Origin of the sequence: Agrobacterium tumefaciens (assembly GCF_013337285.1) — a bacterium.
Taxonomy (GTDB): Bacteria; Pseudomonadota; Alphaproteobacteria; order Rhizobiales; family Rhizobiaceae; genus Agrobacterium; species Agrobacterium burrii.
In genome coordinates this window covers 128,068-145,550 of sequence record NZ_SUPW01000006.1, presented here as the reverse complement: position 1 = coordinate 145,550, position 17,483 = coordinate 128,068, and the positions used below count along the sequence as shown (strand labels likewise).

At 59.0% G+C, this 17,483-nt stretch carries 16 protein-coding genes; 11 read left to right on the top strand and 5 right to left on the bottom strand.

Annotated features, from left to right (window positions below):
* The first annotated feature begins 16 nt into the window (after positions 1–16).
* The 7 genes from FCH38_RS17010 to FCH38_RS16980 all read left to right on the top strand — a co-directional run bounded on the left by FCH38_RS17010 (position 17) and on the right by FCH38_RS16980 (position 8,975).
* Positions 17–1,546: an extracellular solute-binding protein gene (locus FCH38_RS17010; protein ID WP_174374601.1), complete on the top strand. Its 1,530-nt coding sequence runs from the start codon at positions 17–19 to the stop codon at positions 1,544–1,546.
* A 71-nt stretch (positions 1,547–1,617) separates the two neighbouring features.
* Positions 1,618–3,948, top strand: coding sequence for an alginate lyase (locus tag FCH38_RS17005; protein ID WP_174374472.1), 2,331 nt, complete (start codon positions 1,618–1,620; stop codon positions 3,946–3,948).
* A 17-nt stretch (positions 3,949–3,965) separates the two neighbouring features.
* Complete coding sequence (locus FCH38_RS17000; protein WP_174374471.1) at positions 3,966–4,715, top strand: SDR family NAD(P)-dependent oxidoreductase; 750 nt, start codon at positions 3,966–3,968, stop codon at positions 4,713–4,715.
* Between the two features lie 16 nt (positions 4,716–4,731).
* Complete coding sequence (locus tag FCH38_RS16995) at positions 4,732–5,901, top strand: SGNH/GDSL hydrolase family protein (RefSeq protein WP_174374470.1); 1,170 nt, start codon at positions 4,732–4,734, stop codon at positions 5,899–5,901.
* Positions 5,898–6,932, top strand: coding sequence for a hydroxyacid dehydrogenase (locus tag FCH38_RS16990; RefSeq protein WP_174374469.1), 1,035 nt, complete (start codon positions 5,898–5,900; stop codon positions 6,930–6,932). Before FCH38_RS16995 ends, FCH38_RS16990 begins: the two co-directional genes overlap by 4 nt.
* Positions 6,929–7,726, top strand: a complete 798-nt coding sequence (locus FCH38_RS16985; RefSeq protein ID WP_174374468.1) for a sugar phosphate isomerase/epimerase family protein — start codon at positions 6,929–6,931, stop codon at positions 7,724–7,726. The genes FCH38_RS16990 and FCH38_RS16985 overlap by 4 nt, the downstream gene beginning before the upstream one ends.
* 1 nt (position 7,727) lies before the next feature.
* On the top strand, positions 7,728–8,975 hold the full coding sequence (locus FCH38_RS16980; RefSeq protein ID WP_174374467.1) for a glucarate dehydratase family protein: 1,248 nt from the start codon (positions 7,728–7,730) through the stop codon (positions 8,973–8,975).
* A 62-nt stretch (positions 8,976–9,037) separates the two neighbouring features.
* On the opposite strand, the gene FCH38_RS16975 is transcribed toward FCH38_RS16980, so the two are convergent.
* The gene (locus FCH38_RS16975) at positions 9,038–9,880 is read right to left on the bottom strand and encodes a LysR family transcriptional regulator (RefSeq protein ID WP_174374466.1); all 843 of its coding nucleotides are present in this window, start codon (positions 9,878–9,880) and stop codon (positions 9,038–9,040) included.
* A 98-nt stretch (positions 9,881–9,978) separates the two neighbouring features.
* On the opposite strand from FCH38_RS16975, the gene FCH38_RS16970 reads away from it, so the two are divergent.
* The 3 genes from FCH38_RS16970 (at position 9,979) to FCH38_RS16960 (ending at position 13,204) form a co-directional block, all read left to right on the top strand.
* Positions 9,979–11,232 carry an MFS transporter gene (locus tag FCH38_RS16970; protein ID WP_174374465.1) on the top strand — a complete coding sequence of 418 codons (1,254 nt, stop codon included), beginning with the start codon at positions 9,979–9,981 and terminating at the stop codon, positions 11,230–11,232.
* A gap of 356 nt (positions 11,233–11,588) precedes the next feature.
* Positions 11,589–12,539, top strand: coding sequence for an MYG1 family protein (locus FCH38_RS16965; protein WP_174374464.1), 951 nt, complete (start codon positions 11,589–11,591; stop codon positions 12,537–12,539).
* 146 nt (positions 12,540–12,685) lie between these two features.
* Positions 12,686–13,204 carry a hypothetical protein gene (locus tag FCH38_RS16960; RefSeq protein ID WP_210267239.1) on the top strand — a complete coding sequence of 173 codons (519 nt, stop codon included), beginning with the start codon at positions 12,686–12,688 and terminating at the stop codon, positions 13,202–13,204.
* A gap of 105 nt (positions 13,205–13,309) precedes the next feature.
* Here the strand turns inward: FCH38_RS16960 and gst are convergent, their stop codons facing one another.
* From gst to FCH38_RS16940, 4 genes are all read right to left on the bottom strand, one after another.
* Positions 13,310–14,008, bottom strand: coding sequence for a glutathione S-transferase (gene gst / locus FCH38_RS16955; protein ID WP_174374463.1), 699 nt, complete (start codon positions 14,006–14,008; stop codon positions 13,310–13,312).
* Positions 14,009–14,244: 236 nt separating this feature from the next.
* Positions 14,245–14,541 (bottom strand): hypothetical protein, encoded by a 297-nt coding sequence (locus FCH38_RS16950; protein ID WP_174374462.1) that lies wholly within the window; start codon positions 14,539–14,541, stop codon positions 14,245–14,247.
* A 34-nt stretch (positions 14,542–14,575) separates the two neighbouring features.
* Positions 14,576–14,758, bottom strand: coding sequence for a hypothetical protein (locus FCH38_RS16945; protein ID WP_174374461.1), 183 nt, complete (start codon positions 14,756–14,758; stop codon positions 14,576–14,578).
* A gap of 139 nt (positions 14,759–14,897) precedes the next feature.
* On the bottom strand, positions 14,898–16,586 hold the full coding sequence (locus tag FCH38_RS16940; protein ID WP_174374460.1) for a dihydroxyacetone kinase family protein: 1,689 nt from the start codon (positions 16,584–16,586) through the stop codon (positions 14,898–14,900).
* A gap of 265 nt (positions 16,587–16,851) precedes the next feature.
* Between FCH38_RS16940 and FCH38_RS16935 the strand changes: the two genes are divergently transcribed.
* Positions 16,852–17,157: a hypothetical protein gene (locus FCH38_RS16935; RefSeq protein WP_153515999.1), complete on the top strand. Its 306-nt coding sequence runs from the start codon at positions 16,852–16,854 to the stop codon at positions 17,155–17,157.
* The last annotated feature ends 326 nt before the right edge of the window (positions 17,158–17,483 follow it).

Genomic DNA, 17,483 nt, shown 5'->3' with positions numbered 1-17,483 from the left:
GCCCCTACTGGCGTTGATGACAGCCGCAACCCTGTCCTTGCCGGCATTGGCACAGGATACGGGCAAGATCACCGAAGACCCGCTAGAACTGACGATCCATTTCCACTTCCGCGACAAATACGTCTATTCGGAAAAGTGGCCGGTGGAACAGAAGGCCGCGGAAATCACCAATATTCACGTCCGGAACGTGGCGTCGCTGGCGACTACGAGCAGCCGCGATGCATTCAATCTTCTGATCGCTTCGGGCAACCTTCCCGATATCGTCGGCGGCGACGCCACCGGCGGTTTGAAGGAGGACTTCATCCGTTACGGGCTGGAGGGCGCGTTCATTCCGCTCGATGAGCTGATCGAGGAAAACGCCCCCAACCTCAAGGCGTTCTTCGACAGCCACAAGGAAATCCGCAACGCCATCTCCGGACCGGACGGCAAGCTTTATTTCATTCCCTATGTGCCGGATGGCAAGTTCTCGCGCGGCTGGTTCATCCGCCAGGACTGGCTCGACAAGCTTGGCCTGAAGCAGCCGGAAACACCGGAAGAGGTCTACGAAGTTTTGAAAGCCTTCCGCGACAAGGACCCGAACGGCAACGGCCTCAAGGATGAGGTGCCTTATTTTGCCCGTGAGGAAATCGATGCCGTCCGCCTCATCAATCTGTGGGACGCACGCGTTTCGGGATCGGAGCGATATGGCGACTTTGCCGTTTATGACGGAAAGCTGCGTCACCCCTGGGTGGAAGAAAACTACAAGACCGGCATTTCCAATGTCGCCAAGTGGTACAAGGAAGGGCTGATCGACAAGGAAATATTCACCCGCGGCGCCCGCTCGCGCGAATATCTCTTGGGCAACAATCTCGGCGGCATGACACATGACTGGTTCGCCAGCACCTCGACTTACAATGACGCCCTGTCACCGAAGATCGAAGGCTTTGCACTGAAGCCCATGCTGCCGCCCAAGACGGTTTCAGGTCAGCGTTTCGAAGATTCCCGCCGCCTGCGTGTCCAGCCCGTCGGCTGGGCCATTTCGGCGACCAACGAACACCCCGTCGAAACCATCAAATATTTCGACTTCTGGTTCTCGCAACAGGGCCGCATCCTGTCGAATTTCGGCGTCGAAGGCCTCACTTACGAAATGGTCGACGGCAAGCCGCAGTTCAAGAAGGAAATCCTCGACAACAAGGATCCCGTCAATGCCCAGCTATGGGCAGTCGGTGCGGCGATCCCGCGCGGATACTGGATGGATTACGAATATGAGCGCCAGTGGACGAACAAGATCGCGCTTGAAGGCATTGACATGTACGAGAAGTGCAACTGCCTCAAGGACGAGTTCATGGGCGTTTCCCTGAACGCCGAGGAAAAGGCGACCTTCGACCGCTACTGGCCGAGCATCCTCACCTACATGACCGAAATGCAGCAGACCTGGATTCTCGGCGCGCAGGACGTCGATACCGGGTGGGACGCCTACAAAAAGCGCCTCACCGCCCTTGGTTACGACGAGGTCATCAAGATGATGCAATCGGCCTATGACCGCCAGTACAAGGCGGCGCAATAAACCCTCCGAGCATGATGGCGGCTTTATCGCCGCCATCCTTTCCCATCTGTTTTCATAGGAGTTAGAGCGCAATGCGTCCCTCTGCCCCGGCCATCTCCAGACAGACACTTCTCGATGAACCCCGTCCGGGCTCATTGACCATTGGCTACGAGCCGAGCGAAGAAGCACAGCCGACGGAGAACCCTCCGCGATTTTCATGGCTACCCGATATCGACGACGGCGCGCGTTACGTGCTGCGCATTTCGACCGATCCCGGCTTTGCGGACAAAAAAACGCTCGTCTTCGAAGATCTCGCCTGGAATTTCTTCACACCGGATGAAGCGCTGCCGGAGGGCCACTATCACTGGTGTTATGCGCTTTGGGATCAGAAATCCGCAACGGCGCATTCCAACTGGAGCATCGTGCGCAGTTTCGAGATCGGTGCCGCACTGCCGGAAACGCCGCTGCCCGGCAGGTCTGCCCGCCACGCCGCCGCGCAAACCAGCCACCCCCGGCTGTGGCTTAACTCCGAGCAATTGAGCGCCTTCGCCGACGCCGTTGCCAAGGACCCCAACCATTGCGGCTGGACCGAATTTTACGAAAAATCGGTTGAACCATGGCTGCAGCGGCCGATCATGCCGGAACCGCAGCCCTATCCCAACAACATGCGTGTCGCCACGCTCTGGCGGCAGATGTACATCGATTGCCAGGAAGTGATCTATGCGATCCGGCACCTGGCCATCGCCGGCCGCGTGCTCGGGCGCGACGATCTGCTTGATGCATCCCGTAAATGGCTGCTGGCCGTCGCCGCCTGGGACCCGAAAGGTGCGACCTCCCGCGCCTATAATGACGAGGCGGGGTTCCGTGTCGTCGTCGCCCTCGCCTGGGGTTATGACTGGCTGTACGACCATCTGAGCGAAGACGAACGCAAGTCCGTGCGGTCCGTTCTTCTTGAACGGACGCGGGAAGTTGCCGATCATGTCATCGCACACGCCCGCATTCACGTCTTTCCCTATGACAGCCATGCGGTGCGCTCGCTCTCGGCTGTGCTGACACCAGCCTGCATCGCGCTTCAGGGCGAAAGCGATGAGGCCGGAGAATGGCTCGACTATACCGTCGAATTCCTCGCCACGCTCTATTCGCCATGGGCCGGAACCGACGGCGGCTGGGCGGAAGGTCCGCATTACTGGATGACAGGCATGGCCTATCTCATCGAGGCCGCCAATCTGATCCGCTCCTATATCGGTTACGACCTTTATCAGCGGCCGTTTTTCCAGAATACCGGCCGCTTCCCGCTTTACACCAAGGCGCCCGGCACCCGTCGCGCCAACTTCGGCGACGACTCCACGCTCGGCGATTTTCCCGGCCTGAAACTCGGCTACAATGTCCGGCAATTCGCCGGCGTCACCGGCAACGGTCACTACCAGTGGTATTTCGATCAAATCAAGGCCGATGCGACGGGCACGGAAATGGCCTTTTACAATTACGGCTGGTGGGACCTGAACTTCGACGATCTCGTCTATCGCCACGATTACCGGCAGGTGGAAGCCGTGTCGCCCGCCGACTTGCCGGCACTCGCCGTTTTCGATGATATCGGTTGGGCCACTATCCAGAAACATATGGAAGACCCGGATAAGCATCTGCAATTCGTCTTCAAATCCAGCCCTTACGGTTCGCTCAGCCACAGTCACGGCGACCAGAATGCCTTTGTGCTTTATGCCCATGGTGAGGATCTGGTGATCCAGTCCGGCTATTACGTGGCGTTCAATTCGCAGATGCATCTGAACTGGCGGCGTCAGACACGGTCGAAAAATGCCGTGTTGATCGGCGGCAAGGGACAATATGCGGAAAAGGACAAGGCACTAGCGCGCCGCGCCGCCGGCCGCATCGTCTCGGTGGAGGAAAAGCCCGGCCATGTTCGTATCGTCGGCGATGCGACGGCCGCTTATCAGGTTGCAAACCCGCTGGTTCAAAAGGCTCTGCGCGAAACCCACTTCGTCAATGACAGCTATTTCGTGATTGTCGACGAGGTGGAATGTTCCGAACCCCAGGAACTGCAATGGCTTTGCCATACGCTCGCAGCCCCGCAGACCGGCAGGTCGAGCTTCCGCTACAATGGCCAGAAAGCCGGCTTCTACGGGCAGTTCGTCTATTCTTCGGCCGGCACGCCGCAAATCAGCGCCGTGGAAGGTTTTCCCGATATAGACCCGAAGGAATTCGAAGGGCTCGATATTCACCACCATGTCTGCGCCACGGTTCCGGCCGCCACCCGGCATCGCCTTGTCACCCTTCTCGTCCCTTACAGCCTGAAAGAGCCGAAGCGTATCTTCAGCTTCATCGACGATCAGGGTTTTTCCACCGACATCTACTTCAGCGATGTCGATGACGAGCGTTTCAAGCTCTCACTTCCCAAGCAGTTCTAACCATACGAGGTTTTCCAATGCAGCGTTTTACCAACAAGACCGTTGTTGTCGCCGGCGCCGGCCGGGATATCGGCCGGGCATGTGCCATCCGTTTTGCGCAGGAAGGCGCCAATGTCGTTCTTACCTATAATGGTGCTGCCGATGGTGCGGCTACAGCCGTTACCGAAATCGAAAAGCTTGGCCGCTCGGCTCTGGCCATCAAGGCGGATCTCACCAATGCAAGCGACGTTGAGGCAGCCATATCCGCAGCTGCGGACAAATTCGGCGAGATCCATGGCCTCGTCCATGTTGCCGGCGGCCTGATCGCCCGCAAGACAATTGCAGAGATGGATGAAGCCTTCTGGCATCAGGTCCTCGACGTCAATCTGACATCGCTGTTCCTGACCACCAAGGCCGCATTGCCCAAAATGGCAAAGGGCGGGGCGATCGTCACCTTCTCGTCGCAGGCCGGCCGTGATGGCGGCGGCCCGGGCGCTCTTGCCTATGCGACCTCCAAGGGTGCCGTGATGACGTTCACCCGCGGGCTTGCCAAGGAAGTCGGCCCCGATATCCGTGTTAACGCCGTTTGCCCCGGCATGATCTCGACCACCTTCCACGACACCTTCACCAAACCGGAGGTGCGCGAACGGGTTGCCGGCGCGACGTCGCTCAAGCGCGAAGGGTCGAGCGAAGACGTCGCCGGTCTGGTGGCCTTCCTCGCGTCCGACGATGCCGCCTATGTCACCGGCGCCTGCTACGACATTAATGGCGGCGTCCTGTTTTCCTGATATCCCGGTAAAAACCATGTCCGTATCGTTATCAAGGGCGAGCCGGATTGCCATTCTCGGCACCTCGCTCGTCCAGCAGAACCATATTGGCGACGCCAGCTCGCTTGCCACATCGGCACGCGGCTGGATGAGCTGGGCCGAGGTGCTGTCGCATGGCAGGCTTTGTTGCCCGGTTCACCACGATCCATCCGTGCCGCCCGGCTGGGAGCCGAGTAATAGGCCCGGTGTCAGCCGGTTCTTTTCCGGTCTCAATTTCGGGGTTTCCGGCCAGAAGGCAGTCGAGATCGAACGGCGGCTGCCGCGACTGCTGCAATCGGATTTCGATCTCGTCATTGTCGATGCCGGTACCAATGACATGATGGTGGAAACGCGCCAGACGATTGCCGACACGCGGGCAAGGATCGCCTCAGTCCTGCTCGCCGCCGGCAAGACCGTGATCTTGCTTCCCATTCTGGCGCGAAGCGTCGGGAAATGGCCCGCGGGCGGTACGGAGCGGGCAAAGGCGCACTGGATCAACCGGCGAAGCATCGAATTTGCGGCAAACAACGCCAATTGCCATGTCTTCGACTGGAACGCCGCGTGGGTCGATCCTGACAGCGAATTCGGCGAGCCATATCCCGGCTATTCCGATGACGGAACTCATTTTTCCATACCCGGCGCCTTTGCCGTCGGGCAATTGCTGGCGGATTATCTCGAAACGATTGTGCCCCGCGCGACTGCCCGGCTGCTGTCAAAGGATGACCGCTTCGATCCGGTAAACAATCCCGCCGGCAATCTCGCATCGGATCTTTCGGCCCGGACCGTCACCGAAACGGGTGAGCAGAACCATCGTCTTGGCGGGCAGCTTGTCCACCCCGGCACCGGCGTGTGGGTGGAAGCGATCTGCGACGTGGAGGTGCCGGCCCATGATGGCGTTCTGGGCATATCGCTGCGACTGAAAGATGTCGCAGACGAAGGACAGTCAGTAACAGCGCTCGCACCGTTCCGTGCCAATGACGGCAGGCTCTTTTCCTTTCCTTCCGCACAGTGGCAAGGCGCGTTAAGGACCCCTCCCCTGAAACTGCGGCCGGGCAAAACACGGCCTGAGCTTTTTCTCGATGTGATCCTGCAGCCCGGTTCGCAACCGATCGAGATCGATGTTTCCAAGATCGACATCCGCCCCATTTCAAACCCGGTGCGCGCATGAAACATTCTCAGACCAAACCACGCCTGCTGATCGCCATGCGCAGCGAGCTTCCCGAAGGTTTCTTCGGTTCGCGCGAATGGGCGCGGCTGAATGCCATAACGGATATCATTCCGGGTTTTCCGCATATGGATTTCGACACGGCTAAAGGTGCCGAAGCTCTCGCCGAAGCGGATATTATGCTTGCCGCCTGGGGTACGCCGTCCCTCACACGCGAACGCCTTTCGCGCGCGCCACGGCTGAAAATGCTGGCCTATGCGGCATCATCAGTGCGGATGGTCGCACCCGCAGAATTCTGGGAGACGTCCGATATTCTCGTCACGACAGCCGCATCCGCCATGGCCGTGCCGGTTGCCGAATTCACCTATGCGGCGATCATCATGTGCGGCAAGGATGTCTTTCGACTGCGGGATGAACACAGGGTAGAGCGCGGCACCGGCGTTTTTGGCAGCAGGCGTGGCAAAAGCCTGGCTCATCTCGGTAACCATGCCCGCAAGGTCGGCATTGTCGGTGCCTCACGCATCGGACGGCTGGTGATGGAGATGCTGGCGCGCGGCACATTCGAGATTGCCGTTTACGATCCCTTCTTATCTGTGGAAGAAGCAGCCTCCTTCGGCGCGAGGAAAACGGAGTTGGACGAGCTTCTCGCATGGTCCGATGTGGTCTCGCTGCACGCGCCGATCCTTCCGGAAACGCACCATATGATCGGCGCCCGGGAACTGGCGCTGATGGCCGACCATGCCATCTTCATCAACACCGCGCGGGGTTGGCTCGTCGATCACGAGGCATTGCTGGCCGAGGCGCTTTCCGGGCGGCTGCGTATCCTGATCGACACGCCCGAACCCGAACCCCTGCCAACGGACAGCCCGTTTTATGACCTGCCCAATGTCGTGCTCACCCCTCATATTGCCGGGGCGTTGGGCAACGAATTACGCGCACTTTCCGATCTGGCCATTACCGAGATTGAACGCTTCGTCGCAGGGCTTGCGCCCCTTCACCCGGTCCACAAGCAGGATATGGAGCGTATGGCATGAGCGGTTCCAACTATTGCTTTTCGACCCTCGGCTGCTCCGAACTTAGCCTGCATCAGACCGCCGATCTGGCAGAGCGCCATGGTATAACAAGCGTGGAATTGCGCGCACTATCGGGCACCATAGATCTGATCGCCGCGCTCGTTGCCGAGTTCGGCACCCCTGCCCGATTTGCCGCCTTCCTGTCCGAACGCAACCTCAGAATTGCCGCTCTCAACACATCCATGCGGCTGTTCGGCAGCAGCAGTCTCTCCGAGCTCGACCCCTTCATTGACTGGGCGGAAGCTGCCAACATCTCCTATCTGCGGATATTCGACGGTGGCAAAAAAATTGGGGCGGAGGAGCTGGATCGCGCAGCGGCGCTGCTGGACGAGTGGCAAGGTCTGCGGCAATCACGCGGGCTGAATGTCGAGCTGATGATCGAAACCCACGATGCGCTGGCCGATTTCGATCAGCTGCTCGCGTTTCTGGAATACGTGCCGACGGCCCGGATATTGTGGGATACCCATCATACATGGGCCAGGGGCACCGATCTCAAAACCCTTTGGCACCATATCGCGAAAAACGCCGTCCACCTGCACGTCAAGGACAGCACGGCGGACAGAGACGGAAAACGGCGCTACGTCTTGCCCGGCCAGGGCGACTTTCCCATCGCGGAACTGCTTTCGTTGCTCAAGCCGGACGAACGGAAAATACCCCTCAGCCTCGAATGGGAACGCCACTGGCACCCCCAACTGCCACCATTGGAAGACGCGCTGAAGGCTGCGCGCCACTGGTGGCGACAAGGAGTTTCTTGACATGCGTATAGCCGAAATCCACCTCACTCCGGTCGCCATTCGCGACCGGCCATTGCTGAACTGCAAAGGCGTCCACCAGCCCCATGCGCTGCGCACCATCATCGAAGTCATATGCGACGACGGCACGATCGGGCTTGGGGAAAGTTACGGCAGCATCAAGGCGCTGGATGGGTTGCGCCGCGCCGCGCCAGCCCTCATCGGCTTGGACCCGTTTCATCTTCACGAACTGAAATCGCGTGTCATCGCAGCCTTGCCGGGCGGTGGCGGCATCAATGCCAAATCGGCTGTCGCCGATCACAAGCTGACGGATGTGGTTGCCTCGGCCTTCGAAGTCCCCTGCCTCGACATTCAGGGCAAGCTGCTCGGGCGGCCGGTTTCAGACCTGCTCGGCGGCGCGGTTCGCACAAGCGTACCTTTCAGCGCCTATCTCTTTTTCAAATTTGCAGGCCATATCGGCGAAGCGGCGGATGAATGGGGGGAGGTTCTGACCCCTGACCAGATGGTCGGCGAAGCCCACAGGATGGTCGACACTTACGGTTTTCAATCGTTGAAACTGAAGGGCGGCGTGCTGCATCCCGATCTCGAGATCGAGACAATGCTGAAGCTGCGGCAAGCTTTTCCCCATCATCCCCTGAGGATCGATCCCAATGGCGGCTGGACGGTGGAAACGGCCATCTACATTGCCCGCAAGCTTGAAAATATTCTGGAATATCTTGAGGACCCGGTCATTGGCATGGACCAGATGGCGCAGGTGGCGGCCGCAACCTCAATCCCGCTCGCCACCAACATGATCGTTCTGGAATTCGACCAGATCGCCACCGCCTTCCGTAAAAATGCGGTGCAGATCGTGCTGTCCGATCACCATTATTGGGGCGGATTGCGCGCTTCGACCCATCTTGCAAAGACCTGCGAGACACTGGGACTAGGTGTTTCCATGCATTCCAATTCCCACCTCGGCATCACCCTTGCGGCGATGGTGCATGTGGCCGCCGCAACGCCGAACCTTAGTTTCGATTGTGACACACATTACCCATGGACAGGCGTCGATGTGATCGAGGGCACCCCTTTCACATTCCGAAACGGTCGTCTGGATGTGCCGACAGCGCCCGGACTTGGCGTCAGTCTTAATCGGCAGAAGCTCGCCGAACTTGCGGCTCTTTATGAGCAGACCGCGATGAAGGAGCGTGACGACACAGCCTACATGAAGCTCTTCGACCCCGCCTATGAAAGGCGTGTGCCGCGTTGGTAATCTTGCATGGCCAGAACTCGACTGGGCGATTTCTTCGCGCTTCCGGCCAACCGCACGCCAGATCAGGATGATCGAAATGCCCCGGTGATGCGTCGAAGCACGGCGTTCGCACTGTCGCCGGTAACCGTCGAAATCATCACGACATCCAGTTTCGGAAGCTCCGGCACCGCGCGGGCCTTGACCTGCCGCACACCGGCGGGGGCGGCACTTTGTGCCAGAAGTGCTACGCCAATCCCGGCTTCGGCCGCGGCTCCGACCGCCGTGGCACCGGTGCCGACAAACACTTCGCGCCATTGGATATCCGCCGCCTCCAGCGCCCGAAGGGCCATGGCGCGCAAATTGCAGGGTTCGGGTTGAAGTACCAGCGGCAGCGGGGCGTTTGAAGGCAGATCGAAATCCGCGCTGCAATACCAGCCAAAGCTCTCCTGAAACAGAGGCTCGCCATCCCGGCGGATATCGTCGTGTCGCAGCACGACGATCGCGTCGAGTTCTCCGGCATCATAGAGGTCAAGCAGGGTTCGTGTGCCGGCCGTACGAAGATGAAGCGTCACGCTCGTCTCGCGCTCGCTGACCACCCGAAGTATCCGAGGCAGGTCGGCCCCGATCAGATGATGGGTGACGCCGATCGCCAGACGCGTTGGCTCTTGTCCAAAGACATCAAGCGCACGACGACCGGCAGCGACATAGGCGCGTGCCGGCTTCAGAAAGCGTTCGCCTGCAGCCGTCAACCGCACCCGGCGTGGCGTCCGCTCGACGAGGCGATGCCCCAGCAAGTCTTCGAGCCGGCGCAAGCGCAGGGATATGGCCGCCTGCGTCGTATTCATAACGCCTGCGACCCGCGTGAACGACTGCAATTCGGCAACAAGAAGAAAAGCCTCGACGGCTTCAGGATCCAATGAACGCATGCTTGCATAACAAACTGTTATCGCTGAAACTTGCAAGCTCCTAATTCTGTCGGCTGAACAGAAAGGTTACTGCACGAAAACCCTGATAGGAGCCTTTCGTGTCGTCACAGATTTCTTTGTCCTCGCCCCCACCCGCGTCCGAGACCGATCCCCGCATCTGGGCAGTCCTTGCCGTGGCGGTCGGAACGCAAACCGCAGGCTCATTCGTATCGCAGGGTATTTACATTCTCGTGCCCTTCTGGCGGGAAGCATTCGGGGTCTCCCTTGCATCTGCATCGCTTGCCGTGACCGTCATGAACGGTGTCCAGATCGCGACAATGTTCATGCTCGGCCGCGCCATTGATATTCACGGTGAACGTCACATCGTCGGCATTGCCATGCTCGGCATGGCGATCGCCATGGCCTGTGCGGCGGCATTCGCAAACAGCCTGCCCGCGCTGCTTGTTTGCATCGCTTTTCTGGGCGGCACCTATGCGGCCGTTCAACCGGGCGGCACGCGGGCGATCATGCGCTGGTTCCCGCCTGCCAAACGCGGCATAGCCACAGGGTTCAGACAAGCCGCCGTTCCCTTCGGAACAATGATTGCAGCCGCTCTCCTGCCATTCATGGCGGTCCGTTACGGGTGGCATGCCGCGGCATGGCTTTGCGGCGGTATTTCCATCGCCGGCGCGGCGCTCTTCTGGGGGCTGTATCGTGAGGGAGGCGATTTGGCCGCCAAAACCGAGCGTCCACTGCCTTTGGCAAAACTCGTCCGCATCGTCGGACAGGATCGCAGCTTCTGGCCCGTATTGCGGCTCGGTATCGCCATGTCTGCATTTCAATTCACCCTGACCGCACACATCATCGGCTTCATGGCGGATGGATTGGGGCTAGGCCTCTTTGTCGCTTCTTCGATGTTTGCCGCCACACAGCTTGCTGGTATTCCCGGCCGTATTCTGCTGCCATGGCTCAGCGATCGTTTCCGGCCCGGTCTTCGCGGCCAATCCTTTGGCCTGGTATCCGTCATTGCCGCCGGCGCGGCCACAATCCTTGCGCTTCTTCCCATCGGCACTCCGCCGCCGGTGATCCTCCTGGTGCTCGTCATATTGGGTATATTCGGGATCGGCTGGTTTCCGCTTTACCTTCTGCAGATCGCCGAGAGCGCACCGAAAGGTTCGATCGCATCGACAATCGCCTTCGCGTCCACGATCTGTTTGGGTGTGATGGCAATTGGTCCCTATCTCTTCGGGCTGATGGTTGATGGTTTTGGCTATGGGGCGGCATGGGCGGTACTCATCTTGCCGGTGGTTGTGACGGCCCTGCCCCTGGCAATCTCGCTGCGCCCCTCGATAGCCCAAACCGGCTCGTCGTGAAGAGACTGAATAAAGACGCCGATCAAAACCTCTCTGAGACGCCGCAACAGGTGGAAGAGGCTTGCCGCGGCGATGGAAATCTACGCAGCCCGCATCAAACAAGCCACAGATCTAGATGTCGGTTCTGCACTGGGCGTTGGCGCATCGCGTGGGCTGGGAGCGGTTGTGCGGCAAGCTTCACCCCCGCTACGGCATTGTCATATGGGTCAAAACGAAAACCAAGTATCCGGGAACGTACAGCATATCATTGCTTTTGGTCTCCATCGCGAATGGCGGGTTGAGATGGCGTCCGGCACAGGGTATCAGATGCCCAGCCCCAAAGCGGGCCTTCCGCAAGCAACAAGGCGTATCCTGACATGATCCCGGACTTCCTCGTCACCCATTCCGGTGGCTTCCATGCTGACGAACTTCTGTCCAGCGTCGTGTTGACCCGGCTTTTCCCGCAGGCCCGCCTCGTTCGCAGCAGGGCAGCCGAATGGATCACACCCGGCGCGGACCGCATCATCTACGACGTCGGTGGTGCTTATGACCCAGCGGGCAGGATCTTCGACCACCACCAGCGCGGCGCACCGTTGCGGGATGACGGTCAGCCCTATAGTTCATTCGGCCTGATCTGGAAGCACTTCGGCCGGGACTATCTTGCCGCCTCTGGCGTTCCACAAGAACATGTCGAAACCGTCCATGCATCGTTCGATACCAACTTTGTGCTGCCGGTCGACCTGGTCGACAATGGCGCGCTCAGCCCGTCCATCGCTGGGCCACTTGCCGGGCTAACGCTGCCTGTTTTGCTGGAAACCCTGAAGCCCGTTTTTGACGAGACAGATCCCGACGCGGACAATCGCAGTTTCCATGCAGCGCTGGCCATTGCCCGCAGCTTCATCGAGGCGAGAATAGCCAACAGCGCTGCAAAATTGCGGGCTGAGGCGCTTGTGAAACAGGCTATCGTGGATGCCGGTGAAGGGCATATTCTGGAACTACCGGTGGGAATGCCGTTTCGGTCCGCCATCGTGAAGTCGGGTGCCGACCATCTGCTTTTTGTCGTTCATCCCCGCAACAACGACTGGTGCCTGACCGGTATCCGCCGCGCGGATGAGGGTTTCGATCTGCGGGCAGATTTGCCGGCGGCCTGGGCCGGCCTGACAGACAAAAATCTCGAAGCGGTTTGTGGCGTCGAAGGCGCGAGCTTCTGCCACAACGGCCGGTTTGTCGCGGCGGCCAAAACCCGCGATGCCGCACTAGCCATGGCGGAGTTGGCGGTGAAAGAAGCACTCTCCCTCGGCAATGAAGCGACAGCGACAAAGCTGTGACATTAATAGGATGAGCATCGTCATGTTCTGATGGTTTGGGAAAAGGCTCCTCGGATATCGACAAGTGGGAACTTTGGTGCTCCAAGCAAAGGTGATACCTGACGCATCTCGGCCAATAAACGACAGGCAAACTCTAAGGATCGCCTATGCTTGCTTTCACACACCTTCGTCACGGCGCGGCCGTAATGTGCGCCGCCTTCGCTGTGCTTCAAGTCGGGAGCGCTGCGGCGGCGGAAGCGGATCCCACATTTTATGACGCGGCGTTGTGCAATCCTCCTTACTCGATGACATCCGCGACCGAGATTTACGATGCAGCGGAAAAGCTTGCAAAACCCGATACATCGTCACTGGGCGCCGCAATCTACACGCTTCCGTTTCAGATCGGCCGCGATGGATTTGAAAGTGAGGAAGTGTTCTTCGCCAATGGCGCAGTCGGTGTTTTGATCAAGGGCCAGCGCGCCGACGATCTGGCGGCGAAATATAATCTGAAGCCAGAAACCTCCGACCTGATGGGCACATCCAGCAAAGGCTACGCCCGGGAACTTTCGCAGGACCTGCAGCCCCCGGAAGGTCTGGCTGGCCCGGGGAAAGTTTCCATTGTGGCCCGGGAAGGTGACGCTCTAGGCGGTAAGACCCTGTTGGCTTGCGAATTCGCAGCGGACTGAATAACGCTTCCGTGGAAGGACCGCCACACAAGACTTTTGCGACCAGTTGCCTAGTTTGGCTTCAAGGCTTGGAGCCACGCAGCGGGTTGTCCGATACATTCACCGTTAGCCGGCAACTTTTCGGAGCGATTTTTCGATCTCTCCTCCGCAATAAGCCTCACCATAGTTTTCAAAACTCCGGCGGTTCAAGAGCGCCAGCGGAGCCGTATTCCCCACCCGCTTGGAAAGCCCCCAGATGACTGGCGAGGTGTCTTCGATGATGCCTTTAATGACCGGAAAGCGTTCAGCCACCGTCGTCCAAAGGAGGGCGGTGACTATATCTGCGACGCCGGGTTTTTCCGATCCGAGCATAAATCCGGAATCAGCAGTCAGGCCGTTTCTTGCTCCGGTATCCTCGAAAATACGGATCCACTTCTTCAAACGAGGGCCGAACTCCGCCCATTTTTCTGGCGTCCACATCTCGCGCCCCCCACTGAGCGTCAGCTCATCAAGGACGTCGTTGGCGTCGTTTACGACTTTGGCACTAAGCGCGCGGCCCTCGGCAGCGGCCGGCAAAATATTCAGCCGCTCACCCAGATAGAGGGCGATTGCCGGCATCTGAGAGATTGCGAAATGTCGCTCGCGATCAATCAAAACCGGCGGCCCCATGAAAGCTATCGGCTGTCCCCCCACCTCACGATGCATCATATCGTCTATCGCATCGACACCATGTTCATCCCAGGAGCATCCGCCATGGGCCAGAATTCCCCTGATGAACTGACCTCTAAACGGAACTGGCCAGTAATAAAGGTCGAAGTCGCTCATGTCGTCCTCCTATATGTTACGTAAACCACTAACGGGGCTGGCGATTGCCAGTTCCCCCCCGCATTGCGCTGAAAGCAAACACGGGAATTCGACGGCCTGCTGCAAGCAGCTGGTCGTTCAAATTTTGACGCATTACGGGTGATGACGACCGGGCGCGCTTGGGCTCAAGCTGTAAGCACCGCAGCACTTTCGGTTCATTGCATTTGCTACTTGCTCCACAGATGTCAGCCACGGCTTCAATCCGTTGGGTCGAAGATCAGGCGTATTAGAGTTCCGTCAGTCGCCGCGGCACTAATTGCTTTTGCAATCAACCGGAGCGGTCCGCGCGCGACGAGTGTCTCTGGCAAAGGTTTTTTTCCATGGCCCGGATCGATAAAGGCTGAACACTCATCATCCAAATTCAACATTGCCATGAACGATGTTGCAACGACGTGTTGGCCGCAAGCGGCGCATCGCAGAATATACGAACCGAAATGGATGACAGGTTCAGTCTCGTCCAATCCGCACGAGGTGCAGGCCAGCATCGTGTTCATGCTAAATATATCCCGAGTACAGCTGCCGATGCCCCTATGACGCAGCGGTCAAAATGATCGCGATACCGATCAGCATCGGTCCCATCCACTTGAAATGACGAACCACCGGTAACTGCTGCCTGGGGTTTTTCGATAGGGGCAAATAACCAAAACCCACTGCGGTCATCCACAGACCGGCGCAGAACATGATGAATTCGTCGATATAAGCTGCAATCATGACTGCTCCCAGCTACGAGTGGAGGTGAGACAATGTCCATCATCAGCCTCCAATGCTCAAATTAAAATCCCACCAGCGCGCAGGGTGAGGGTAACGCGCAGACGGCACGTGTTTGTTGCAGGTGACCCGCCACCACCAGCTAATTGTTCCCGATTGCTTCAAGCCAGATGCTGACGGCGACCGCGCCCGCGTCGGGGTGCCCGACAGCCCGTTCGCCGAGATAGCTCGCGCGCCCGAGGCGCGGCTTCATGGAAGTCGTCGCTTCCGCACCCGCAACGCCCGCCGCCACTGCGGACCACCAGGCCTCTTCGGTCGGAGCACCCGCTGCAAGTTTGTCCCGAAACGTTTCTGCCGCCGGATGAAGCGCATCTATCATCGTGCGGTCCCCTGGCTTCGCACCGCCAAGTTCCGAGATCGCGATAACCGCCGCTACAAATGCTTCCGCCATCTGCTGAGACGTCGGGCTTTCAATCCCGGCAAGATGGCGCGAGGCGCGCATCAGCGCCGTAGCGTAAAAGGGTCCGGAACTTCCGCCAATCGCCTTGCGCATCGCGTTTGCCATCGCCATCAGCCCATCGGAGACGTCTCCGAATTTTTCCTTTGGCAGTGCAAGTATCGCCTCGGCACCACGAACCATGCTTGCGCCAAGGTCACCGTCACCCGCAACACTGTCCAGCTGCGTTAATTTGGGCTCTGCTGCAATCAAGGCTTTGGCAATTCGATCTGCGGTGGAGCGCAGTCGATCGCCGGCTGCGGTCATCCTGTTTCCGACAGGCAGGCTCTTCTCGGCACTTGCCGAGGGCAGTATCCGCTCGCGGCTCACCACACCGCCGCGTGGCCATGCGCTGGCATCGGTTGGCGCATCGATGAGGCTGAGCGCTGCCTCGTCGACATGCATGAGCGACAACGAAAAACCCGGCATGTCCAGAGCGGAAAGAAAGGTGCCGGCCCACGCCCGGTCAACCACGACGCCCTTTTCTTCCAGTTGCGTGACCGCAGATCGCGCCACGATCGCGAGTTCCATTGGCGGCGTCGATCCCAGCCCGTTGACCAGCAACGCAACCCGGTCCCCGCTCTTTAGCCTGCTGTCGGCTTCGATCGTTTCGAGGACCAGTTTCACAAGCTCGTCCGCCGATGCAATAGGCATCCGCCGGACGCCCTGCTCGCCATGAATGCCGAGCCCGACTTCGATTTCAGCTTCGCCAAGCACAAAGCCCGGCCTGCCCACGGCGGGCAGAGTGCAGGAACCCAGCGATACCCCCATGGAGGATATTCTTTCGGCAGCGTCGCGTGCAATCCGGGCCACCTCTTGCAGCGAAAGTCCCCGCTCCGCGGCCGCACCGGCGAGCTTGTGAACAAACACCGTGCCCGCAATACCGCGGCGACGGTCAGCGGGAACCGTGTCCTTTAACGCGACATCATCGGCAACGACCACAATCTCGACCGGAATTCCTTCAGCCCTTGCCAATTCGGCCGCCAGTCCGAAATTCAGCCGGTCACCCGTGTAGTTCTTGACAATGACCAGAGCGCCAGCGGGTCCAGCCCCAGCCCTGATACCGGCAAGAACCGCATCGGTGCTTGGCGATGTGAAGACGTCGCCTGCCACGGCAACTGTCAGCATGCCCTCGCCGACATAACCTGCATGAGCCGGCTCATGTCCACTGCCCCCGCCCGACAGAACCGCCACCTTGCGCTTTTCCGTTTCCGGAAGGCCAGAGCGGATAACCACGTTCTCGTCTGCAAGCAGGACTGTCGCAGGGCTGAGCGTCACCACACCTTCGAGCATGTCCCGCACAACGGTGGATGGGTCGTTGATGAGCTTCTTCATGCCGTATTCCTCTTTTCAGGTCGCCGTTTGCTGGTGGAGGACGAGCCGTGCCCCCTGCTGGCCCTGAACAAGCACGATCTCCCGGCCGATTTCAAGCTCGGGCGTTCGTCACTTGCGAACCGCTGCCCAATAAAATGTTGCGAGAAAATACCCTGCATAAATGGGCTGCTGGTTTGCAAACCAATCAGCGCATCATGCGCAAAGTTTGAGTTGACCGTTTTAAGTGGTGAGGTGACACTTGCAGCAATGGACAGGGAGGAAGATGATGGACGACGCACAGCAATGGCGCCAAATGGCAAGTGCGCCGAAAAACGGCAACCGGATCCTCGTAACCATACGCTCGTCAGAACAGGGACCAGCCCAGGTAGATCTTGCGTATTGGGCGAAGAGCGACCGGTTCGGTGCAGAAGGCTGGCGCGCTTCAGACTCGTTACCAGGCCGGATTATCGAATACGCTGAGCCGGAATTGAAGTGTTGGATGCCCGTCCCCTCGGCCAATGCCGATGGTCTCGCAATGCCATCCCCCTGGAAAGGTGAGGACGATCGCGAACTCGATGGATCGGGAATATAACGGAGCGTACCGCCATATTTCGATCGTCGCACGCAGGCTCGATGGCAGCCATCTCCAATATCGCGGCGAGCGGGACAAAGGGATAGCGCGTTGACGAGTTAGGACGTGAACCACTCGGCCGCCGAGAGTATGCACCTTCAATATGGAACAACCTGGTGCGGCATAGACCCAAAAACAAAGTATTTTATACGGAGTAGCTGGGTCCAGCGGGGGGTGCCTCGACATAAGTAAAACTTGTGGTTTCCTCATCAACTCACAATTTATTGTGGTTGCACTCCGGAGCAATTTGGCCTTGTTTGTGGACTCAAAATATTCACGGGGAAAGA